This is a genomic window from Gordonia humi, assembly GCF_014197435.1.
GTDB classification, from domain to species: domain Bacteria; phylum Actinomycetota; class Actinomycetes; order Mycobacteriales; family Mycobacteriaceae; genus Gordonia; species Gordonia humi.
The window spans coordinates 1,804,741-1,827,135 of sequence record NZ_JACIFP010000001.1 but is presented as its reverse complement, the minus strand read 5'-3'; the positions used below and the strand labels follow the sequence as shown (position 1 = coordinate 1,827,135).

At 67.0% G+C, this 22,395-nt stretch carries 21 protein-coding genes and 1 pseudogene; 12 read left to right on the top strand and 10 right to left on the bottom strand.

Annotation, left to right across the window (positions count from 1 at the left end; translation table 11 throughout):
* Nucleotides 1–6: 6 nt before the first annotated feature.
* The gene (locus BKA16_RS08485) at nucleotides 7–2,244 is read right to left on the bottom strand and encodes a CoA transferase (RefSeq protein WP_183370246.1); all 2,238 of its coding nucleotides are present in this window, start codon (nucleotides 2,242–2,244) and stop codon (nucleotides 7–9) included.
* A 424-nt stretch (nucleotides 2,245–2,668) separates the two neighbouring features.
* On the opposite strand from BKA16_RS08485, the gene BKA16_RS24160 reads away from it, so the two are divergent.
* Nucleotides 2,669–3,454 carry an acyl-CoA thioesterase domain-containing protein gene (locus BKA16_RS24160; protein WP_183370245.1) on the top strand — a complete coding sequence of 262 codons (786 nt, stop codon included), beginning with the start codon at nucleotides 2,669–2,671 and terminating at the stop codon, nucleotides 3,452–3,454.
* An 88-nt stretch (nucleotides 3,455–3,542) separates the two neighbouring features.
* On the opposite strand, the gene BKA16_RS08475 is transcribed toward BKA16_RS24160, so the two are convergent.
* Both BKA16_RS08475 and BKA16_RS08470 read right to left on the bottom strand, forming a co-directional pair.
* A complete protein-coding gene (locus tag BKA16_RS08475) occupies nucleotides 3,543–4,322 on the bottom strand; it encodes an SDR family oxidoreductase (RefSeq protein WP_183370244.1) in 780 nt (259 codons plus the stop codon).
* Between the two features lie 54 nt (nucleotides 4,323–4,376).
* Entirely contained in the window at nucleotides 4,377–6,521 is a 2,145-nt protein-coding gene (locus tag BKA16_RS08470; protein ID WP_183370243.1) for an acyl-CoA dehydrogenase family protein, read from the bottom strand.
* Between the two features lie 339 nt (nucleotides 6,522–6,860).
* Between BKA16_RS08470 and BKA16_RS08465 the strand changes: the two genes are divergently transcribed.
* The 9 genes from BKA16_RS08465 (at nucleotide 6,861) to BKA16_RS08425 (ending at nucleotide 15,611) form a co-directional block, all read left to right on the top strand.
* On the top strand, nucleotides 6,861–8,360 hold the full coding sequence (locus tag BKA16_RS08465; RefSeq protein ID WP_183370242.1) for a class I adenylate-forming enzyme family protein: 1,500 nt from the start codon (nucleotides 6,861–6,863) through the stop codon (nucleotides 8,358–8,360).
* Nucleotides 8,361–8,427: 67 nt separating this feature from the next.
* Nucleotides 8,428–8,733 (top strand): hypothetical protein, encoded by a 306-nt coding sequence (locus tag BKA16_RS08460; RefSeq protein WP_183370241.1) that lies wholly within the window; start codon nucleotides 8,428–8,430, stop codon nucleotides 8,731–8,733.
* Between the two features lies 1 nt (nucleotide 8,734).
* Complete coding sequence (locus BKA16_RS08455; RefSeq protein ID WP_183372965.1) at nucleotides 8,735–9,889, top strand: CaiB/BaiF CoA transferase family protein; 1,155 nt, start codon at nucleotides 8,735–8,737, stop codon at nucleotides 9,887–9,889.
* Nucleotides 9,882–10,670, top strand: coding sequence for a crotonase/enoyl-CoA hydratase family protein (locus tag BKA16_RS08450; RefSeq protein WP_183370240.1), 789 nt, complete (start codon nucleotides 9,882–9,884; stop codon nucleotides 10,668–10,670). The genes BKA16_RS08455 and BKA16_RS08450 overlap by 8 nt, the downstream gene beginning before the upstream one ends.
* Before the next feature lie 179 nt (nucleotides 10,671–10,849).
* Nucleotides 10,850–11,869 (top strand): phosphotransferase family protein, encoded by a 1,020-nt coding sequence (locus BKA16_RS08445; protein ID WP_343067331.1) that lies wholly within the window; start codon nucleotides 10,850–10,852, stop codon nucleotides 11,867–11,869.
* Between the two features lies 1 nt (nucleotide 11,870).
* A complete protein-coding gene (locus BKA16_RS08440; RefSeq protein ID WP_183370239.1) occupies nucleotides 11,871–12,632 on the top strand; it encodes an SDR family NAD(P)-dependent oxidoreductase in 762 nt (253 codons plus the stop codon).
* Between the two features lie 19 nt (nucleotides 12,633–12,651).
* Complete coding sequence (locus tag BKA16_RS08435) at nucleotides 12,652–13,971, top strand: acyl-CoA dehydrogenase family protein (protein WP_183370238.1); 1,320 nt, start codon at nucleotides 12,652–12,654, stop codon at nucleotides 13,969–13,971.
* Between the two features lie 51 nt (nucleotides 13,972–14,022).
* Nucleotides 14,023–14,634 carry a TetR/AcrR family transcriptional regulator gene (locus tag BKA16_RS08430; protein WP_183370237.1) on the top strand — a complete coding sequence of 204 codons (612 nt, stop codon included), beginning with the start codon at nucleotides 14,023–14,025 and terminating at the stop codon, nucleotides 14,632–14,634.
* An 8-nt stretch (nucleotides 14,635–14,642) separates the two neighbouring features.
* Nucleotides 14,643–15,611 carry a zinc-binding dehydrogenase gene (locus BKA16_RS08425; RefSeq protein WP_183370236.1) on the top strand — a complete coding sequence of 323 codons (969 nt, stop codon included), beginning with the start codon at nucleotides 14,643–14,645 and terminating at the stop codon, nucleotides 15,609–15,611.
* A 46-nt stretch (nucleotides 15,612–15,657) separates the two neighbouring features.
* On the opposite strand, the gene BKA16_RS24270 is transcribed toward BKA16_RS08425, so the two are convergent.
* From BKA16_RS24270 to BKA16_RS08415, 4 genes are all read right to left on the bottom strand, one after another.
* Nucleotides 15,658–16,212, bottom strand: a complete 555-nt coding sequence (locus BKA16_RS24270; protein ID WP_221246781.1) for an IS5 family transposase — start codon at nucleotides 16,210–16,212, stop codon at nucleotides 15,658–15,660.
* Complete coding sequence (locus BKA16_RS23645) at nucleotides 16,160–16,318, bottom strand: hypothetical protein (protein ID WP_221247653.1); 159 nt, start codon at nucleotides 16,316–16,318, stop codon at nucleotides 16,160–16,162. Before BKA16_RS23645 ends, BKA16_RS24270 begins: the two co-directional genes overlap by 53 nt.
* A 22-nt stretch (nucleotides 16,319–16,340) precedes the next feature.
* Nucleotides 16,341–16,523: a transposase gene (locus BKA16_RS24265; protein ID WP_382427868.1), complete on the bottom strand. Its 183-nt coding sequence runs from the start codon at nucleotides 16,521–16,523 to the stop codon at nucleotides 16,341–16,343.
* A gap of 207 nt (nucleotides 16,524–16,730) precedes the next feature.
* Nucleotides 16,731–17,780 (bottom strand): IS630 family transposase, encoded by a 1,050-nt coding sequence (locus tag BKA16_RS08415; protein ID WP_183369113.1) that lies wholly within the window; start codon nucleotides 17,778–17,780, stop codon nucleotides 16,731–16,733.
* Between the two features lie 56 nt (nucleotides 17,781–17,836).
* On the opposite strand from BKA16_RS08415, the pseudogene BKA16_RS08410 reads away from it, so the two are divergent.
* Nucleotides 17,837–18,914 (top strand): annotated as a pseudogene (locus BKA16_RS08410) (IS110 family RNA-guided transposase).
* Here BKA16_RS08410 and BKA16_RS08405 read toward each other — a convergent pair.
* A complete protein-coding gene (locus tag BKA16_RS08405; RefSeq protein ID WP_183370235.1) occupies nucleotides 18,911–20,095 on the bottom strand; it encodes a thiolase family protein in 1,185 nt (394 codons plus the stop codon). The pseudogene BKA16_RS08410 and the gene BKA16_RS08405 sit on opposite strands and share 4 nt — an antisense overlap.
* Nucleotides 20,092–20,505, bottom strand: a complete 414-nt coding sequence (locus tag BKA16_RS08400; protein WP_183370234.1) for a Zn-ribbon domain-containing OB-fold protein — start codon at nucleotides 20,503–20,505, stop codon at nucleotides 20,092–20,094. The genes BKA16_RS08405 and BKA16_RS08400 overlap by 4 nt, the downstream gene beginning before the upstream one ends.
* A 320-nt stretch (nucleotides 20,506–20,825) precedes the next feature.
* On the opposite strand from BKA16_RS08400, the gene BKA16_RS08395 reads away from it, so the two are divergent.
* Nucleotides 20,826–22,028: a CaiB/BaiF CoA transferase family protein gene (locus tag BKA16_RS08395; RefSeq protein WP_183372963.1), complete on the top strand. Its 1,203-nt coding sequence runs from the start codon at nucleotides 20,826–20,828 to the stop codon at nucleotides 22,026–22,028.
* A gap of 74 nt (nucleotides 22,029–22,102) precedes the next feature.
* On the opposite strand, the gene BKA16_RS08390 is transcribed toward BKA16_RS08395, so the two are convergent.
* Nucleotides 22,103–22,351, bottom strand: coding sequence for a Zn-ribbon domain-containing OB-fold protein (locus BKA16_RS08390; RefSeq protein WP_246371693.1), 249 nt, complete (start codon nucleotides 22,349–22,351; stop codon nucleotides 22,103–22,105).
* Nucleotides 22,352–22,395: the final 44 nt, after the last annotated feature.

Sequence of the window (22,395 nt, the reverse complement as noted above, 5' to 3'; positions counted from 1 at the left end):
CCAGCGCTACTCGGCTTCGGCGATCACGCCGTATCCGGGATGCCGCGTACCCGCGGCGTCGAACGCCTCGGCGGCCAGCCGCCACACGCGCGCAGTCCGGTCTGCGGAGTCGACGCCGAGGTCGGTGAAGTATCCGCGAGCCAGCCGGAAGCGGCCCAGGTCGGGTATGCGGACGACGTGCGAGAAACCGTTCGCGATCAGCAGCGGATCCTCCAGGAGTCCGCCGGCAGGCGTCACCCGGCACACCGGAACGCCTGCCCGCGACAATTCCCCGATCCACTGCTCGACCGGCTGCTGCGCGACCGCCACCGCCACGCCGTCGTGAGTGAGGCTCACCGCCGCGGTCGCCGACGCCAACGCCGACACCTGATCCGGGGTCTGCGCTGCGACGGCTATCCATCCGTCCGATGCGCGATGATAGCGGCGCCACGGCTGGGGTCCGCGGTAGTCGCGGTCGCCGTCCTCCGGGGCCGGACAGCCGGGGAAGACGGTCAGTTCGGCCAGCTGAACATACGACGCCGCTGCGGCGAGCGACGAGCCGGTGTGCTCACCGCGCCGCCGAGTCGTCGTGGAGAAGACGGCGGCCAATGCCGCGGCCGCGGCCAGCGCACCCGTGCAGACGTCCAGGATCGGGGCCACCGCGGTGACCGGCTCACCGGATCCGCCTTGTGCCCGTGCCATACCCGACAGGCTCTGCAGGACGGGATCGAACGCGGGGGTCTCGGCATGCGGGCCGTCCGGACCGTATCCGGACACGGAGACCTTGATCAGCCGGTCGTTCACCGCTGCAACGCTCTCCCGGTCCAGCCCGAGACGGCGGGCGACCGACGGGCGGAGATTGTCGATCAGGACGTCTGCGTCGGTCAGGAGCTCCACCATCGACGCCCGACCAGCGGGTGTGCGCTGATCGAGCGCACCGATCGTCTTCCCGTAGTTGACCGACGCGTACGACGGCGCGTAGACGGCGTACGGGTCGCCAGACGGCGACTCGACCTTGGCCACCGACGCACCGAGATCGGACATGAGCGCGCCGACCGTCGGCCCGGCGAGGAACGTGCTCGCGTCGAGCACACGCAGTCCGTCGAGCGGGAGTCGCCGAGGCTCGGAGGTACCGCGCTCGGATGCCGGCACCGGCGCCGGGTCGCGCCACACATCTGTCGCGCGCAGGAACCGGCTACGAGTCGGCAGGGCTCCCGGGCGCACCGTCGCATCGGTGAACCAGAACGGTGTTCCCGGCTGCACCACCTCACCCAGGTCGGGATGCTCGCGGGTCACCGGCGGCGCTGCGGACGCGACGAAGTCGCTCATCGTCCACTCGACGCGCGACTGCACGGGCGCGCACGGCACGCCCGCCGCGGTCAGCGCGGCGACCCACTCGTCGCGGGGCCGCGTCGCGAAGGTCCGCTCAAGCTCCGGGGAAACCGTCGCAGCGATCTCCGGTCGATTGACGTTCATGAACTCCCCGTCCACCCCGGGCATGACCATCACGTCGACCCGCCCGAGCACGTCCAGCGCAGGAAGGAAGAACTCGGCGGTCAAGGCCGCGAGATGGAGGTACTCGCCGTCGGCGCACCGGTAGACGCGGAAGCTGGGGCGGCTGTCGGGTCGTCCACCCGGGGAGAGGACCACATCCACGTCGATCCCGGTCATTACCAGGGTGCTGAGCGCCGCGGCACCGGCATCCAGTCCGGTCGTGACCAGGGTCCGTCCCCGTCCGGTCTCGGTCGCCTCGATCAGCCCCGCCACCGCCGCGACGGCGCCGAACGCGCCGTGGATGCCGGCCAGCACCGAGACCACCGATGCGATTGGGGTACCGGGATCGTACGATGGGTGAACCGAGGCGAATCCGCTCAGCGCCGACAGCAGCAGAGGATCTGCGGGAAGGTCGCTCTCCCGACCGACCACCCCGTACGGGGGAAGCTGAACTCGCACGAGACGCGGATTCGCCGTTCCCGCCGCCGCCGAATACAGACCGGTCCCGTCGTCGAGCACCACATGCGCGGACTCGGCGAGTCGAGCCGCCTCGGCGGACGAACCGACACCGGCGAACCGCTTGCCGCGGTCCCAGCCGAGCGTCTGCGGGTCAGCGAGGTCGCGCTCGGACGATCCGACCGTGCGGACGACGTCGGCGCCGAGGTCGGCCAACAGCATGCCGGCGAGGCGGCACGCCTGTGACGACGACGACTCGAGGACACGCACCCCGTCGAGGGGGGTCGGAGCCGGATCCGAAGACAGTTGTTTCATGGGTGCCGCTCCTGTCGTGCGGGATAGGTACGGCGCACCCAACGAAGACGGGTGCGCGCGTGAGGTGCTAGATGAGCGGGGACATTGCCCCGTGACGATAATGACGACGAAACGGGCGTCGTCCGGCCCGAGAGCCGCGATAAGCTCTTTCACCATACGGTCAGCTGCTGCGGTTCGCACCGATTTTCCTCGGTTTCGGCGGTCGGCCCCGACCGTTTGGGTAAACTCGACCTGGGCTCGACCGATCGTCGCCCCATCCACTTCCGCGCCAACATTCAGACGTGCACGCGCGACTCCCGCCGTCGACGGCACTCACCCACGATCGGCCGAAGCCCCGGGCGTCCCGAGTTCCGGCGATCCACATCCGAGAAGCAGGCAGGCTCGAACCGTGACGAAACAATCCCATGCCACTGGGGAACAAAACGTGGAAGAACGCAGATACGACGCACGCACCGAGATCCGACTCGGCACCGAGCGTGTCGACGGCTCGACTCCCCATGTTATGCGGACCCGGATGATCGGCTTCGACGACGACCTCTGTGTCGGTCCCTGCCTCGGTCTGCTCGCGGCCACCGTCGACGCCGCAGGCGGCGCGATCAACCACGACCTGCGCGTCGACGGCTCGTGGACGGTGACGACCGAGGTCTCCCTCGATCTGGTGCGGCACCGCGTCCGCCCCGGGGACGTCGTAGACGTCACCCCGACGCTCATCGGCTACGACGACACCGGCGCCCTAGCCCGAACCGATCTCGTCGTCGACGGTTCTCTCGTGGGTATGGGCACCGTCCGGTCGTTCTTCGTTCGAGGTGCTCTACCGGAACTGGTCTACCTCGACGTCCACGCCCGCCCGGCGGCCACGACGATCGGCGACATGCTTGCGATCGGCCGCCCGACACGTCCCGATCAGGTCGGCGTCCTCATTCCCGAACGCGACGAGCTACTCATCAACGACTCCGGCGCGACGAACGGCGGGGTGGTCGCCGCGTGTCTGGAGGTCGCCGCGCACTGCGCGCTGCGCGACGCCGGACGGCCGGAGCTGTCGACCGGATCGATCCGGATCAGCTTCCTCCGCCCGTTCGCCACCGAGCCGGGTGCGCACTACACGGCGTCCATCATCCGCGCCGGACAAAGCACCGCCACGATCGACGCGGCAGCAGTCCTGGCATCCGATCAGGTCGCGGCCACCGCGCGCGTCACCGTGTACTCCTGATCGCGGTACCGGGCGGGCAGCCCCGAACGGCCGGCGGCCCCTTCCGGGTCCGTCGGCCGTTCGACGAGGCACATGCCTCCAGACTGCTCTAGCGCGGACCGAACCGCTGCGCGCCGTCGAGTCGCACGACCTCGCCGTTCATATACCCGTTGCTGAGCAGGAACGTCGCGGTGTCGGCGTACTCGGCGGGCTCGCCGAGTCGTTTCGGGAACGGCACATTTGCGGTGAACTTCGAGATCGCCTCCTCGCCGACGGCCTCCATGATCGCGGTGCGCATCGTGCCCGGCGCGATCGTGTTGACCCGGACGCCGACGGCGCTCAGGTCACGCGCGGAGGCAAGGGTCAGGCCGATGACGCCCGCCTTCGCCGCCGCGTACGCACCCTGTCCGATCTGGCCTTCATAACCTGCGATCGATGCAGTCAAGACGAGCGCACCGCGCTCACCGGACTCGAGGAGGTCGGCACCGGCCACATCGGCAGCGATGAGTCGAGCCACATTGAACGTGCCGGTGAGGTAAAGACCGATCATCTTCTGGAACCCGGCAAGGCTGGCGGGCGACCCGTCGCGACCGACCATGCGCTCGGCGATTCCGAAACCCCCGTGCGCGACGACGCCGTAACGCAAGCGGCCGAGCTCGTTCGCCCGGGCGATCGCCGCCTTCACGCTGTCCTCGTCAGTGACGTCCGTCGATACGAACGCGACGCGATCACCGAGCTCTTCGGCGAGTCGCTGTCCCTTCTCCTGGGCAAGATCGGCGATCACGACGGACAGCCCCTCGCTGTGCAGCCGTCGGACCGCAGCTTCCCCGAGGCCGCCGGCACCGCCGCTAACGATGACGGACGCGCCGTCGAACCCATTCACTGCCATGTCATTCTCCTTCGATTCGTCTGAAATTCTGGAACGCTCTGTTGCGAGGACGGCTCAGCCGACCAGCGGATCACGCGGCATCCGCAGGATGCGCTCGGCGATCGTGTTGCGCATGATCTCCGACGTCCCCCCTGCGATGGTCAGACAGCGCGCGAACAGGTAGTCGTGGGCGAGTTTCTCAGCGGCGCCCGTCACCACGTCGACACCGGCGAGATCGACGCCGAGTTCGGTGATCCGCTGCGAATGTTCCGCCCGGATCAGCTTGGTGACGTTCGCTTCGGGACCGGGACCTGCGCCGATGACTGCCCGCACCGCTTGGCGCAGGTTGAGGAGTCGGAGCGCGTGCGCTTCGGCGACGATCTCACCGACACGGACGACGCCGCCGTTCGCGTCCGACCGGTCGAGGATCTCGACGAGATCGGGTACGCCGAACGCGATCGCCCCGCTGCCGCCACCGATGGACACGCGTTCGTTGCCGAGGGTCGCACGTGCGACCTTCCAGCCCTCTCCGACACCGCCGACGACGTCGGAGTCCGGTACGAAGACGTCGTCGAAGAACACCTCGTTGAACAGGGAGTCGCCGGTGATCTCGCGAAGCGGCCGGATCTCGACTCCGTCGGCCGACAGGTCGATCGCCATCATCGTCACACCGGCGTGCTTGGACGCTTCAGCGTCGGTGCGCACCGTGGCGAGTCCCCACTGGCATTCGAGCGCGACACTGGTCCACACCTTCTGCCCGCTGACGAGCCACCCGCCGTCGACCTTCTTGCCCGATGTTCGAACGGCTGCCGCATCCGACCCGGCGCCCGGCTCGCTGAACAGCTGGCACCACTGCTCCTCGCCGCGCAGCATCGGCTCCACCCAGCGACTGCGCTGCGCGTCAGAACCGACCTGGGTGATCGTCAGCATCACCCAGCCGGTGATGCCGAGTTCGGGCAGGTCGATTCCGTCGAACTCCTCCTCAATCACCAACTGCTCGACGGCGTCAGCGGCTCGGCCCCACGGCCGCGGCCAGTGCGGAACGAGGTAACCGCTCGACACCAGGCGGCTGCGACGATCGGCTTCCGACAGCGACCGGACCGTGTCCGCCTCGGCGCGCGCGTTCGCGCGGTACTCCTCGGCCGAGTCGGGGAGCTCGAATCGAGCTCCGTGACCCTCGCCTGCGCGATAGGCCGTCACGACGTCGACCGCCGGATCCGCGCCGTCCTTGAGCAGCGCGGCCATGGCCGTCGCGCGCCGCAGGTAGAGGTGGGCGTTGTGCTCCCAGGTGAACCCGATGCCGCCGTGCAGCTGGATGTTCTTCCGCGCGTTAGCGAGCTGGGTCGGCCCCGCGTACGACGCGGCCACCGCCGCGCCGAACCACGCGTCACGGACGTTCTCGCTGCGCGCCGCATCCCATGTTGCAGCGACGGTGGCCTCGGTTGCGACCAGCATGTCGGCGCAGTGGTGCTTGACCGCCTGGAACGTCGCGATCGTCCGACCGAACTGTTCACGCGTCGCGGCGTACTCCGTGGCCATCTCGAGCGCGGCGAACGACCCGCCGACGGCCTCCGCCGACGCCAGGATGCGGAACAGGCTCCGACCGGTGCGCTCGGCGCCGGGCAGCACCAGTCCGTCGGCCGGCCGATGCCGGGTGAGCGTGACCGAACCGAGCGGGCGTGTGGTGTCCATCGACGACACTCGCGCAACCTCGACACCCTCGGCCGTCGGGTCGACGACGATCACGTCAGCGCCGACCGCGAGGACGAGCACGTCGGCCGACGGCGCGTCGAGCACGGCCCGGACCTGCCCGGAGACCGTCCCGTCGGCGTTCGCCGTCAGCCCCGGTCCGTAGCCGACGCCCGCCGACTGCGATCCGTCCGCGAGCGCCGGCAGCAGCCGCGTCTTCACCTCGGCGTCCGCGTATTCGGCGATGACGGCCGACGCCGCGATCGTCGACAGGAACGGCCCGGGAGCGACGTCGTGGCCGAGTGCTTCGAGCACCACGATGGACTCCTCCAGCGAGAAGCCCGATCCGCCGAACTCCTCGGGCAGGTGCAGACCGAGCCAGCCCAGCTCAGCGGTGCTCGCCCAGAAACGCGCGATGTCCGGCTCGTCGTCGAGCGACTCGCGCGACGCCTTCAGGACGTCGTACCGGGCGAGGTGACCGCTCGCCACCTCGGCCAGCGACAGGTGTTCAGGGGATATGGCCAGTGCCATCAGGCTGCCTTTCAATTGAAGACCGGTGGTCCACACCCACCGAGCAGTGTGACCTTTAATGTCAGATTTACAGGATAGATGGTCACTTCAGCAACCCTTAGAAGGAGCACGATACTTGCGCAAACCTCACGACCCAACAGGCATTGACCTGGAGATTATTGGCCCTCATCGAGTTCATCTGCCACTTCGCCGAGAAATATAGACATTCCGTCAGATCATAGTCTATGATCTGCCACAGAAGTGATCTAGGCCATTCGATTCGAGCACTGAGCGTGCCGACACACCGGCCGGGACCACTCGGAACACGATATGGGCGAACGAGGGATTTGAAACAGGCATATGACTATCTCGCTGATTCTCGACATGGCGGCGTCCAGCCACCCGGACCAGACCGCGATCACCGTGGACGGTGAATCGTGGACCTATTCCGAGTTCAGTTCGCTCTGCGCGGGTGCTGGCTCGGTGATCTCAGCGAGCGGCGCCGCGAGCGTGGTGTTCATCGGCAACTCCGGCATAGAGCTGGCCACGGCACTGTTCGGCAGTGCGCACGCCGGCGTTCCGTTCGTCCCGGTCAACTACCGCCTCGCGCCCGCTCAGCTCGAACGACTCGTGGCGCGCACCGACGACCCCCTGGTGATCGCCGACCCGAGGTACACCACCGACCTCCCCTCGGACCTGCGGCTCATGACGACCGAGGCGTTCGCGGCCCGCGCGGCGGCGGCCGATCCGGCGCCCGCTGCGGACGTCTTCCCCGACGATCCCGCGATCGTCCTGTTCACCAGCGGAACCACCTCCGAGCCGAAGGGCGTCATCCTCCGCCACAGCCATCTGCTGAGCTACGTGATGGGCACGGTCGAGTTCGACTCGGCCGCGGCGACGGACGGCGCACTGATCAGTGTGCCGCCGTACCATATCGCCGGTATGGGCACCATTCTCACGAACATCTATGCGGGCCGGCGCCTGATCTATCTCCGCCAGTTCGACGCCGAAGCATGGCTGACAGTCGCACGCTCCGAGAAGGCGACATCGGCGATGGTCGTGCCGACGATGCTCGAACGCATCGTCCGGAAACTCGACGGCAAGGCGGCCGACGTCCCGTCGTTGGCGTCGCTGTCGTACGGCGGCGCGCGGATGCCGCTGCCCACCCTCGAAGCCGCGCTGGCAGCATTCCCCGACACCGGCTTCGTCAACGCCTACGGCCTGACCGAGACCAGCTCCACGATCGCGCTCCTCACCCCGGATGACCACCGGGAGTCGATGAGCAGCGACGACCCCGCCGTGCGTGGCCGGCTCGGATCGATCGGCCGTCCGGTGCCTGGCATCGAGGTCAGCCTGCGAGGACCCGACGGAGACGAGGTCCGACCGGGCGAACAGGGCGAGTTGTGGGTCCGCGGCGCGCAGGTGTCAGGCGAGTACATGGGGATCGGCAGTCACCTCGACGCCGACGGATGGTTCCCGACCAAGGACCTCGCGTTCACCGACGGCGACGGGTACATCTTCATCGTCGGACGCAACGACGACACGATCATCCGCGGCGGCGAGAACATCGCGCCTGCGGAGATCGAGGACGTCCTGATCCACCACCCGGAGGTAGCGTCCACCGTGGTCGTCGGGGTGCCCGACGACCATTGGGGCCAGGCCATCGTGGCGGTGATCGTCCCGGAACCCGGCACCGCACCCGACGCCGACGAGCTCCGCGAGTACGTCCGGTCGCGTCTGCGCGGGTCACGCACCCCGGACCGCATCGCCTTCGTCCCCGATCTCCCCACCACCGCCACCGGCAAGATCCTGCGGCGGCAGATCGTCTCCGACCTCGCCGAGCCGCGCCAGCCGGTGTGAGAGCCCCTCTCCTCCTCCCTCCCCTCCCCACGTCAGTTAACAGTCACATCACAAAGGAGCGACCACTGTGTTGACAGCCGGATCCCGCCTGAAGAGCCAGGCGTGCACTACTCAGATCATCGTCGTCAAGGCCGGTGACGGCGACGTGGAGGTCCGCTGCGGCGGACACCCGATGATCGACGTCACCGCCACCGGGCAGGACGGCCTCGCCGCTGCGGCCGGTTTCGACGGCGGAACCGTCATGGGCAAGCGGTACGTCGACGCCGCGGACACCCTCGAAGTCCTCGTCACCAAGAACGGCGCCGGAAGCCTGTCCGTCAGCGACGACCTCCTCGAGATCAAGTCCGCGAAGCCGCTGCCGTCCAGTGACTGACATGCTCGACGCCGGGCACGCCCAGGCGCGCGGGCCGCTCGCCGGAATCCGGGTGCTCGAGCTGGCGGGCATCGGGCCCGGCCCGCACGCCGCCATGATCCTCGGCGATCTCGGAGCCGACGTCGTGCGCGTGCAGCGGCCCGGTCTGCTGGCCCGGACCTCCGATCCCTCGCCCGTCCATCGCAACCGGACGGTCGTCGAACTCGATCTGAAGGCGGCGGACGACCTGGCCGCGGTCCTCGACCTCATCGCCGAGGCCGATGTGCTGATCGAGGGATTCCGACCCGGTGTCGCCGAACGGCTCGGTATCGGCCCAGAGGCGGCGGCCCGGATCAATCCCGGAATCGTCTACGGTCGGATGACCGGATGGGGCCAGACCGGACCGCAGGCGCTGCGGGCCGGGCACGACCTCAACTACATCGCCTCGACCGGTCTGCTTCACGCGGTCGGTCGTCCCGACGAGCGCCCGGTTCCCCCGTTGAACCTCTTCGGCGACTTCGGCGGCGGATCGATGTTCCTCCTGGTCGGCGTCCTCTCCGCCCTGGTGGAGCGGGCCGGTTCGGGAACCGGCCAAGTGGTCGACGCAGCGATCGTCAACGGCACCGCGACGCTCGGGCACCTCGTCTGGGCGATGCGCTCAGCCGGAAACTGGTCCGACGACCGCGGCAGAAACAGGTTCGACGGGTCGACGCCATACTACGACGTGTACACCTGCTCGGACGGCGGCTTCATCGCGGTGGCGGCACTCGAGCCCCAGTTCTTCGCCGAACTCCTCGACGGACTCGGCCTGACTCCCGAGGAGGTCGGCCCTCAGCGCGACGAGTCGAACTTCCCGCACATGCGGGAACTCTTCACCCGCCGCATCGGGTCCCGGACGCGACAAGAGTGGACCGACGTCTTCCGGGACCGCGACGCATGCGTGACACCGGTGCTGACCCTCGCGGAAGCCGAGGCCGATCCGCAGATGATCGCGCGCGGCGTGTTCACCACAGTGGACGGAATCGTCCAGCCCGCACCTGCGCCGATGTTCTCTCGTACGCCCGCACCGAACCCCGCACCGCCGGCGACCGAGCCGACGAATCCCGCCAGCGCATGGGCCGACCGCACGGATGCCGTCGCCCGTCCCGACCGATCAAGGAGTAACTCACATGAGTGATGCAGCCAATCCCGCAGCCCTCGTCGAACGACTGGGCCACGTCATGGTGATCACGCTCAATCGTCCGGAGGCCCGCAACGCCGTGAACGCCGAGATGTGCATCATCGTCGGCGACGCGCTGAGCGAGGCCGAAACCGACCCGGAGGTCCGGGCCGTCGTCTTGACCGGCGCGGGCGACAAGGCGTTCTGCGCAGGCGCCGACCTCAAGGCACTCGCCCGCGGCGAGTCCGTGATTCCCGAGGGACGAGAGGACTGGGGCCTGGCGGGTTGCGTCGGTCACCCGATCAGCAAGCCGACCATCGCCGCCGTGAACGGACCTGCGCTCGGTGGAGGCACCGAGCTTGTCCTGGCCAGCGACCTGGCGATCACCGCCGACACCGCAGTGTTCGGACTGCCCGAAGTCACTCGAGGTCTGGTCGCGGGCGCCGGCGGCGCATTCCGCATCGGGTCCCGTCTCCCGGCGGTCGTCGCGATGGAGCTGCTGCTGACCGGTGAGCCGATCAGCGCGCAGCAGGCGGTCGAGTTGCACCTCGTCAACCGAGCCGTCCCGGCCGCGGACGTCCTGACGACTGCTCTGGAGCTCGCCGAGAAGATCGCGGCGAACGCACCGCTCGCGGTGACGGCCTCCAAGCGGATCGCGCAGCAGCAGAGCACCGCGATCGATGCGATCGGTTGGCAGAGCACCACCGAGGAGCTGCGTGCCATCGCCGCCTCCGACGACGCCAAGGAGGGTGCGTTGGCGTTCGCCGAGAAGCGCGTCCCGGTGTGGACCGGCCGCTGACTCGCGCACAGAACCGCACGAAACAGTGCCCGCGACGCTCGTACGGGCGTCGCGGGCACTGTTCGTCTTCCGACGAGCCGTTCCAGTTACAAGTGATCTCAATTATAGAAATACGTGTGATACCTTTCTGAGAATTGCTATTCTCCATTTAGTGACACACATAGATCTGGAGGTTTGAAGTGGACACAGCCACCGACCACGCCACCTTGGCGACGTGGCTCGACACAGTCGGCGCACCGGGTGACGGTGAGACGCCGAGTATCGAACGATTGACCGGCGGATCGCAGAACGAACTGTTCCGGGTCAGCCGCGACGGACTCGACGGAGTCCTCCGCATGCCGCCGGCGTCGGCCGACGCGGCACGCCAGGACGGACTGCGCCGCGAGCTCCGCCTGCTCGAGGCACTCAAGGGCACCGACGTCCCGCACGCCGAGCTCATCGCAGGCGAGCCCACCGGCGACGTACTGGGGTCGCCCTTCTATCTCATGCAGTCCGTCGACGGCTGGAGCCCGACCGGATCGTGGGAGGCGCCGTTCGACACCGACCTCGAAGCCCGCGGGAGACTCGCATTCGAACTCGTCGAGGGCATCGCGACACTCGCCAAAGTCGACTGGCAGACACGAGGACTCACCGGTTTCGGTCGGCCGGAGAACTTTCACGATCGACAGGTGGACCGCTGGCTCGCGTTTCTGGACAATTACCGGTTCCGGGAGTTGCCGGGCGTGGACACGGCCGCCGACTGGCTCCGGGAGCATCGTCCGACCTCGTGGTCACCCGGTATCATGCACGGCGACTACCAGTTCGCCAATGTCATGTTCGAACATGGTGCGCCGGCGAAGCTCGCAGCGATCATCGACTGGGAGATGACGACCATCGGCGACCCGCTGCTCGATCTGGCCTGGGCGCTCCTGGGCTGGGACGGCGAGTCGCCGAAGACTGACTTCTACGTCGACCTCGCAGGCATGCCGACACGATCGGAGCTGATCACCCACTACGAGAAGGTCAGCGGGCGTTCGACCGAGGACATCCACTACTACCTGGTGCTCGCCAACTGGAAGCTCGGCATCGTTCTCGAGAAGAGCTACGCGGCACTGCACAATGGCGACCTCGACGACGACAAGATCGAGACCTTCGGTCCGCTCATCCTCGACCTGCTCGCCACTGCCGCCGACCTCACGACGCAGGAGAGCGTGGTCTGACATGGGATATGCAGACAAGATCTTCGACCTCACCGACAAGGTGGTCGTGGTGACCGGTGGAAGCCGCGGCCTCGGCAGGCAGATGGCGCTCGCCGCCGCCCACTGCGGCGCCGACGTGGTCATCGCCAGCCGCGACCTCGCGTCGTGCGAGGCCACGGCCGCGGAGATCACTGAACTCACCGGCCGCACTGCGATGCCGTACGGCGTGCACATCGGCCGGTGGGCCCAGCTCGACGGATTCACCGACGCCGTCTACGAACGCTTCGGACGCGCCGACGTCCTGGTCAACAACGCCGGGATGTCACCGGTGTTCGACTCACTGAGCGACATCAGCGAGAAGCTCTTCGACTCCGTCCTCAACCTGAACCTCAAGGGCCCGTTCCGGCTGTCCGTTCTGTTCGGCGAGCGGATGCGTGCGGCAGGCAGCGGCTCGATCATCAACGTCAGCTCGACGGGATCGATCCGGCCGTCGCCCTGGATTCTCCCCTATTCCGCAGCGAAGGCCGGTCTCAACGCGATGACGGAGGCCCTGGCAGCAGCGTTCGGTCCGCAGGTCCGGGTCAACACGCTCATGCCCGGGCCGTTCTTCACCGACGTCAGCAAACACTGGGATCTGGAGAAGACGGCCGAGGCGAGCCGCGCCCACGCGCTACAGAAGACCGGCCAGCCCGAGGAGATCGTCGGAGCCGCGCTCTATCTGATGTCCGACGCGTCCAGCTACACCAGCGCCTCGACTGTTCGGGTCGACGGCGGAATCCCATGACCTACCAGGAGGCCGAATCATGACGTGGGACTTCTCCACCGATCCCGAGTTCCAGGCGAAACTCGACTGGATCAAGACGTTCGTCGAGGAGGAGGTCGAGCCGCTCGACGTCCTGTTCCCGGGATGTGAGTACCTCCCACTCGACGACGAGCGCCGAGCAATCGTCGACCCGCTCAAGCAGCGGGTCCGAGATCAGGGACTGTGGGCCGCTCATCTCGGCCCCGAACTCGGCGGGCAGGGATTCGGCGCAGTCAAGCTGACCCTCATCAACGAGATCCTCGGCCGGACGGACTGGGGGCCGATCGTCTTCGGGACCCAGGCGCCGGACACCGGAAACGCGGAGATCCTCGCCCGGTTCGGAACCGATGCGCAGCGCGAGCGCTACCTCGCCCCGCTGCTCGCCGGCGAGGTGTTCTCATGCTTCTCGATGACTGAACCGCAGGGCGGCGCCGATCCCGGCGTGTTCACCACGCGTGCCGTGCGTGACGGTGATGACTGGATCATCACCGGACGCAAGTACTGGTCGTCGAACGCCGCAGTCGCATCGTTCTTCATCGTCGTCGCGGTGACCGATCCGGACGTCCCGATCCACCGCGGGGCGAGCACATTCCTGGTTCCCGCGGAGACCGAGGGACTCGTCATCGAAGCGAGTCATCACCTGTTCGGCGCGCACCGTCACGAACCCGGGCACTCGCTCGTCCGCTACGAGTCGGTCCGCGTCGGCGCCGACGCACTGCTCGGTGTGGAGGGCGGTGGATTCGAGGTCGCCCAGTCCCGTCTCGCCGGCGGACGTCTGCACCACGCCATGCGGTCGATCGGCGTCGCGCAGAAAGCGGTCGACATGATGGCCGAGCGGGCGCTCAGCCGCGAGACGAAGGGATCGGCGCTCGCCGACAAGCAGCTCGTGCAGGCGGCGATCGCCGACTCGTACACCGAGCTCATGCCGTTCCGTCTCGCGGTGCTCCACGCCGCCTGGCTCATCGACGAATACGGTGAACACGCGGCGCGGACGGACATCGCCGCGCTGAAGGTTCTGACACCGAAGGTTCTGCAGTCGATCGCGCTCCGCGCGATCCAAATCCACGGCGGCCTCGGAACGACCGAACAGCTCCCCCTCGTCGACATGCTCATGACGGGTCTGGCGCTCGGCCTCGCGGACGGTCCCACCGACGTCCACAAGATGAACCTGGCTCGCCGGCTCCTCAAGGACTACGAGCCCGACGATCCCGAATGGCCCACGCAGTTCCTCGGCCGGCGGCTCGACGCCGCCCGGGCCAAGTACGCAGATCAGGTCGCCTCCGTCCCGTCCGTTCCGGACGGACCGCCGATCCGCAGTTGAGTGCTTGCGATAACGTTGGGCCGTAGGCCTGAGGTAGGAGTCCAAAGCGCAATGAACTCGCGTGCAGCGGCGGCCGTCGACCGGGCGCTGGACGAGCGCCAGCGCCGGGCGACGGCCGACGTCGAACGGATCCTCGCCGCCGCCGCAGCGGTGATGTCGAGGACCGCACCGCTCGAACCTCGAGTGGCCGACATCGTTGCCGAGGCCGGGACGTCGAACAAGACGTTCTATCGATACTTCACCGGCAAGGACGACCTGATCCTCGCCGTGATGGAACGAGGCGTCGGCCTGGTCGCCTCGTATCTGGAGCACCAACTCGCCAAGGAGACGATGCCGGCTGCCCGGGTCGACCGGTGGATCCGGGGCATGCTCGCACAGGTCAGCGACACCGAGTTGGCCAGCACCAGCCGCGCAGTGACCCATCAGGTCGCTCTCGTCCAGCATCCGGGCAATGCCGACTCCCAGTTCACCGACCCGCTGCGCGATCTCCTCCTCGCCCCGCTCGCCGATCTGGGAATGGCCGCCCCCGAGCGCGCGGCCGACGTCGTCCTGACCACGACCCTGGCCATGATGCGGCGCCAGATGTCGCTCGGCGAGCCCGCATCCTCCGACGACATCGACTACTTCATCTCGTTCTGCCTGCGAGGCCTGAACGTGGGATAGGACCTCCTGTGCGTGCAGCCGTCTGCCGATCGTACGGACCTCCCGAGACCCTGGTGATCGGCGAGTACCCGGACCCCGAGCCCGGCCCCGACGACGTCGTCGTCGCCGTGCGCGCGGCCGCCGTCAACTTCCCCGATGTCCTGGTGATGGCGAACGAGTACCAACGGTCCACGGCGCTGCCGTACGTCCCGGGCAGCGAGTTCGCCGGCGTCGTCGTCCGCGGCGGCGAGGACGTCGGGCTGGTTCCGGGCGACCGCGTGTACGGCACGGTCCCAGTCGGGGCGTTCGCCGAGTACGTCTGTCTCCCCGCGACACGGGTACAGCGGATACCGGCCGCCGTCGACTTCAAGACCGCCGCAGGCTTCGGCGTCGCCTATACGACCGCCTACCACGCGGTGGCGCAGGCGTCTGCGCCGGTCGCCGACACCTGGATCGTGGTCCTGGGCGCCGCGGGCGGTGTCGGCCTCGCCACCGTCGACCTCGCGACGTCGATGGGTGCACGCGTGATCGCCGTCGCAGCGGGCACCGAGAAGACCTCGCTGTGCAGCAGTCGGGGCGCCGTCGGGGTGATCGACTCCCGCACCGAAGACCTGAAGCAGCGCATCCGCGAGATCACCGGCGACGGTGCGCACACGATCATCGATCCGGTCGGCGGGCAGCAGTCCGAGCAGGCTCTCCGCGCTCTGCGCCGGAGAGGGGTGTTCGTGACGGTCGGCTACGCTTCCGGCGAGATTCCGTCGATACCGCTGAATCTCGTACTCCTCAAAGGCGTCACGATCACCAGTGTCGATGTCGGCACGCTTCCGGTGCACGATCCGGCGGCCGAGTCCCGCGGCAGGGCTGCGCTCGCGGACCTGCTCGCGAGCGGCGCCGTGCAGCCGCATGTTCAGCAGACGTATCCGTTGACGGCCGCGGCGGAGGCGCTCCGTCAGGTCGCCGATCGACGTGCCATCGGCAAGGTCGTCATCGACGTCTGACTCCACGGTCGGCCTGCGGCGCACCTCACCCGCGCGCTGGACACCTCTAGGGTGTGTCTCTTAACCTCTTGAGCCAGAGGACGATCGCCCTCACGAGCACCCCGCCACAGTAGTTCGCGTTGTGTTTGTCGTACCGCGTCGCGACACCCCGCCACTGTTTGAACGCGTTGAAACCGCGCTCAACGACATTACGATCGCGATACTTGACCGCGTCGAACACGGGCGGTCGTCCTCCAGAGCGGCCACGGTTCTTCCTGTTCTGGATCTGGTCGGCACGCTCGGGAATCACCGCACCGATACCCTGACCTCGAAGCAACCGACGGATCGCTGCTGACGAGTACGCCTTGTCCGTCAACACACGATCGGGGCGCGTCCGCGCACGCCCGGACCCGGCCCGCATGACCCGCACCGCGTCGAGAAGTTCGGACGACATCGGCGAGTCACCGGCTTGTCCGGGACCGCAGATCACGACCAACGGCAGTCCGTGACCATCACTCAGGAGATGAGTCTTCGTCGACAATGCACCTCGTGACCTGCCGATCCCGTGGTCAGGAGGCTCCGTCGCGAGATTCTTGCAATTCGCCAGATCCCCCTGTGTCACGCGGAAGGTTCGTGCCGTATTGATGGGCGCGGTTGATCGTCGAGTCGACACTGACATCCCAGTCAATCAACCCGGCCGCGTCGGCATCAGCCAGAAGCGTCGCCACGATCGCCTCCCACGTGCCGTCCTTACTGAGCCGGTCCTGGCGTCCGCGCCGTGCGCCACGAACCGAACTCGGTCGGCAGATTTCGCCACGGCGAGCCCGCCCGATACCGCCAGATGATGCCTTCGAGGACTTGTCGATGGTCTCGGTAGGGACGACCGCTCTTCGTCCACGCGACCGGTATCAACAGAGCGATCCGTTCCCACATCTGATCATCGAGCATCTCGGTTCATGACACTCGTCAATCCTGCCCGCGCCAGCGAGGCAAAGTTAAGAGACACGCTGTGAGTCTTGGGGTGGCTGGTCTGTGCCGGCTGACGAGGATAGGAGTTGGCCGCTTCACTCCGGTCGTGACTCGATACACGCTCAGCCCCTCTTTCGAGTGGCCCGCTAGTGTCGCGTGTCGTTAGATAGTTTATGGTTGTGCTTTCTTCAGGATTTCGTCGGCGGTCGTGGTCCAGACGAAGGGGTGTTTGCGGTCGTTCCAGCCGTTGATAAAGGCGCGGATTTTGGCGTTGAGGTCTTTGACTGAGGTGAAGACGCCGCGGCGGATGGCTTGGCGGTCGATGATGCCGAACCAGACTTCGACGAGGTTGAGCCAGGAGCCGGAGGTCGGGGTGAAGTGGATGTGAATGTTCGGGTGCTGCTCGAGCCAGTCGCGGACTTCAGCCTTTTTATGGGTGGCGTAGTTGTCCATCACCAGGTGTAGTTCCCGGTTGCCGTAGGCGCGGTCGATCTGCCGCAGGAACGCCAGGAACTCCTGGTGGCGATGTCGTGGCTTGACGGCTGCGGTGACTTGTCCGGTCGCGATCTCCAACGCGGCGAACAGTGTGGTGGTGCCGTGTCGTTTGTAGTCGTGGGTGCGGCGTTCGATCTGTCCCGGCTGCATCGGGAGCATCGGTGCGGTCCGATCCAGGGCCTGGATCTGGGATTTCTCGTCCACGCACAGTACGATCGCGTTCTCCGGTGGCTCCAGGTACAGGCCGACGACGTCGGTGACCTTGGCGACCAGTTCGGGATCGGTGGAGAACTTGAAGGTTCCCGACCGCCACGGCTGAACCCCGTATTCGCGCCAGGCACGGGCAACGGTGGCGTTCCCGATCCCCAAATGGCCGGCCAACAGGCGTGAGGACCAGTGCGTGACGCCGTACTTCTTCGGCGGTGGCATCAACGTAGCCGAAACGACCTCGGCATGATCGAGATGCCGCGGACGGCCCGGTCGGTCAGCATCGAGGAGGCCGTCCAGGCCGCCATGAAGATAGCGGTCACGCCATTTGAGGACCGTCGGCACCGACGTCCCGACCACCTCGCTGATCCGCGTGTTCGCCACACCCGCAGCCGCCAGCGACACGATCCGCGCACGCCGCACCAGGCCCGCCGACGTCGAGGTCGACCGCAACAGCCGGTCCAGTTCAGCAGCATCGCCCTCACGCAATTGCAGCGCCGGGGCCGGAGAATTCGCCATATCCCATTATCGCAAGCCGCAAACCATCAACTCATTAACGACACGCGACACTAGGGATCGTCTCTCATGTCCGCCCCTTCGTCATCGGGGTCGACACCCACGCCCGCAATCACGTTCTCACAGTCCTGACTGCCGACGGCGAAGCTATCGACACTGCTCAATTCCCACCACGCCGGCTGGGATGGTCCGGGCGATCTTCTGGGCCGGTCGTCGCACCGCTGGCGATCTAGCCGCGCTCTGGGTCATCGAAGGCGTGGCCTCCTGCGGCGCCGGCCTCGCAGCTGCTGTCGACCGGGCCGGATACGACGTCGTCGAGGCTCCTCGGATGAACGCGAGAGCCAACCGTGGACGGGGGGAAATCGGATCTTCTGGACGCTCACCGCATAGCTGCCGCAGCCCTCCCGCTGGACACGGACCAGCTGCGTCAACCACGTACAGCGCAGGGAGCGCGCTCGGCTCTGCGGGTCCTCATCGCGGCTCGTGATCATATGGCTGCCGAGCGGACCGCCACCGTGAACGCGCTCATCGCGCCCGTGCGCGTTCTCGACCTGGGCGTCGATGCCCGCCGACCCTTGACCCGGGCTCAGATCGCGACCGTTGCCCGGTGGCGATCTCGCAACGAAGACCTCGGCACCGCACCGCCAGGACCGAGGCCATCCAGCTGGCCAAACGGGTCGTCGAACTCGACGAGCAGATCGCGTCCAACAGCGTGCGGATGGACGAGCTCGTCCATCCGGCCAGGCAGCACTACCAGAGAAGACTGGCATCGGAACGGTGACCGCGGCCATCTGCTTGACCGCGTGGTCCCATCACGGTCGCGTGCGTTCGGAAGCGGCATTCGTTGCTCTGGCCGGCGTCGACCCCATCCCAGCGTCCTCGGGCAACGCTGTCCATCACAGGCTCAACCGTGGTGGCGATCGCCGTCTGAACCGGGCGCCGCGTATCGCTGTCCTCACCCGGATGACACACCACGCAGAAACCCGAGCCCACGTCGAGAAACGACGAGGTGAAGGTCGGACGACCAAGGAGATCCGTCGCTGTTTGAAGCTCTATCTTGCACGCCAGATCTACCGGATGCTCAACACCACCGCGACGTCAGCCACCCTCGCTCGACAAACACAGAAAGATCCCTAAGCGCCGAGGCGCAGCAGCATCGATCCAGCCTCGGGGCCGCCGCCGACGCCGATCGCGGCGACCGACAGGTCCTTCTTGATCTGCCGGTCTCCGGCCTCGCGCCAGAGCTGAGTGCACGCCTCGTGGAGGAACCCGTAGCCGTGTAGACGGCCGGCCGAGAGCTGACCGCCGTGCGGGTTGATCGGCAGCTTGCCGTCGAGCGCGTAATTCTCCTCGTTGTCGAGGAACTCGCCGACACGGCCGTGCTCGGTGAACCCCAGCGCCTCGATCCACTGCGTGCAGAGGTAGCTGAATCCGTCGTACAGCGTCGCGAAGTCGACGTCCGCCGGAGTGAGGTCCGTGCCGTCCCACATCGACGCGGCCGCGTCGTGAGCCGCCATCGTCGTCAGGTCCCCACGCTGGTCCCAGGAGTGGCGCTCGTACAGCGCAGCGCCCACCGACTCGATCGCGATCGGATCGTGGGCCAGACCGGCAGCCTCCTCCCGCCTGGAGACGATGATCGCCGTCGCACCGTCGCAGGGCACGTCGCAGTCGTACAAGCCCAGCGGCGTGGAGATCATCCGAGCGGACAGGTAGTCGTCGAGCGTCATCGCAGCGGTGTAGATCGCATTCGGGTTGAGGCCCGCATTCCGACGGGCGTTGACCACGAGTTTGCCGATCTGCTCGCGGGTCAGGCCGAACTCGTGCATGTACCGCTGCGCGTACATTCCGATCCAGTTGGCCGGGGACACGGCCCCGAACGGTACCCGAAACTCGGTGTGGCCCGATGCGCGAGTCGCCTTCTCCGTCAACGCCGCTGCGCGTCCCGAGGCCTGAGCGGTGGCCTCCCACACCGACCGGAAGCAGAGCACATGCGTCGCCCGCCCGGTCGCGACGGCCGCAGCGGCATCCATCAGAGTGCCGAGCTGTCCGGAGGTCTCCACGCCGCTGACGTGCCACCGCGTCTTCATGCCGAAAGCGTCGCGCACGTCATGGGTCGTCGCTCCGACGAATCCGGCCTCGGCCGCGACCGGACCGGGGTAGCTGGCGACACCGTCGATGTCGTCGAAGGTCAGCCCGGCATGGTGGACGGCACGCTCGGCCGCCTCCAACGCGAGATCGATTCCCGACCGGCCGATCCGCCGACCGATCTGCGACTGACCGACACCGGTGATGACTGCTTTGCCGTCTGCGAATGTCATGCCGCCACCGGCCTGAAGAAGGGCAGCGCCACATCGTCGTGCTCTTCGAACACGACCTCGACCGACATCCCGACGGTCACCTCGTCGACCTCCACGCCCGTGAGGTAGGTGGTCAGGCGGACGTCGGGCTGCTCGTCGAGCTCGACCACCGCGATGACGTACGGCGCAGGGAACGCAGGGAGCCACTGATGATGGTTCACGGTGAACGACGCGACCGTCGCGCGACCCGAGGCGACTTCCGGCTCGACGTCCCGACTGCGGCAGCGCCAGCACGCGCCGACCGGCGGATGAATCCATCCGCGACAGTCCTGGCATCGAGTGATGCGGAGCTCGCCGTCGAATCCGCCGGTCCAGAACGCCTGCGACTCTGCTGTCACCTCCGGGAGCACTCGGCCCGAATCTGCTGACATAGCTTCCCCTTCCATACATCGTCGAACATTCCAACGATGCGATCGTTGTGTCCAGCGACACACTTCCATGACATCGAGGGACACTACCACCATATGACTCTGGTGTCAGATAAAGTAGTCGACTCAAATAAGTAACCGTGAAATGCCCAGTACTATAGATGCGAGTAAGGAAAATTTCTGTATCTTTCTGTCAGATTTTCCTCCCCTTTGGGGATCCCTTGGTGTATACACGGAGTCAGATTGCGCGACGGGCGGAGTCATCGGTCGCCTGGACTCCCAAGCGAAACTCAGATCGAAAGGAACCTGCTGTGGTCAATGTGATGGATGGCATCCGTGTCGTCGAAGTAGCCGCATGGACGTATGTACCGGTAGCGGGAGCGATTCTCGCGGAGTGGGGTGCCGACGTCCTGAAGATCGAGCACCCCGAGTCGGGCGACCCGCAGCGCGGTCTCGTGACGTCCGGCCTGATCCCCGAAGGCGCCGTCAATCACATGTTCGAGCTTCCGAACCGCGGCAAGCGCAGTGTGGCGCTGGACTTGAAGTCGAAGGACGGCCATGACCTTCTGATGAAGCTCATCGCGACGGCCGATGTGTTCCTCACCAATTTCCGGCCGGAGGCCCGCAAGAAGCTGGGACTCGACGTCGACGACCTCCGCGCCGTCAACGACAAGATCATCTACGTCCGGGGTTCGTCGGTCGGTCAGCGCGGCGACGAGGCCAACCGCGGCGGCTACGACATGACCTCGTTCTGGAGCCGCAGCGGTGCTGCGGACAACGTGACGCCGGACAGCTCGTCGCACCCGCTCACGATGCCGGGCCCGGCATTCGGGGACTCGATCGGCGGCTTGACGATCGCCGGAGCGATCTCCACCGCCCTGCTGCACCGCGAACGCACCGGCGAGGCCCTGACCGTCGACAGCTCGTTGCTGGCCATGGGAGCCTGGTCGATGGGCGCCACCATCGCCGGTGCGCACGCCTTCGCGATGGATCGATACCCCAAGACGGTCCAGAGCAACGCGGCAAACCCGCTGGTGAACATCTACAAGACCGCCGACGACCGCTTCATCTCGCTCGTGATGCTCGAATCCGATCGCTACTGGCCGGGACTGGTCACCGCCCTCGGCATTCCCGAGGCCGTCAACGATCCTCGGTTCGTCAGCCATGCGACCCGATCCGAGCACCGTCTCGATGTGATCAAGGTCCTCGACGACGCGTTCGGCAACCGGACGCTCGCCGAGATCAAGGAGGCGTTCGCGGACGTCGACGGCTCGTGGTGCGTCGTTCAGACCCCGCGCGAGGTCGTCAGCGATCCGCAGGTCGTGGCCAACGGCTACATCGCCGACCTGACCGACGCCAACAGCGTCGACTTCAAACTCGTATCGGCACCGGTCCAGTTCAACGAGACGCCGAGCGAGCTGAGCCGAGCTCCCATGCACGGCGAGCACACGGACGCGGTGCTGGAGGAGATCGGTCTGACGATGGACGAGATCATCGAGTACAAGATCAACGGCGCCGTCCTGTAGAGCGAGGCACTGCCGACGAGAAGGGCGACGACCCGTCGGGTCGTCGCCCTTCTCGCGTTCCGGGCCGTGCAGTCTCAGTTCGCCGCAGGCTCGTCGACGACGAACTCGGCGATCGGGAACCCGCTCGCGACGGGCTCGACGACCGGCACGGTCACGCGCTGTCCGATCCGGACCGTGTCCGGGTCGGCGTCGACGATCGCGTTGTTTCGCAGGCAGGGCTGTTCGTCCAGCTCGATCAGCGCCGTCACGTACGGCAGCGTCCGGCCCTGAGTCAACGCCTGTCGGACGACGATGAAACTGAGGACCGTGCCGGCACCGCTCATTTCGTCGAATCGAACGGGCCCGCCGGTGTAGCGGCTCCCTCCCA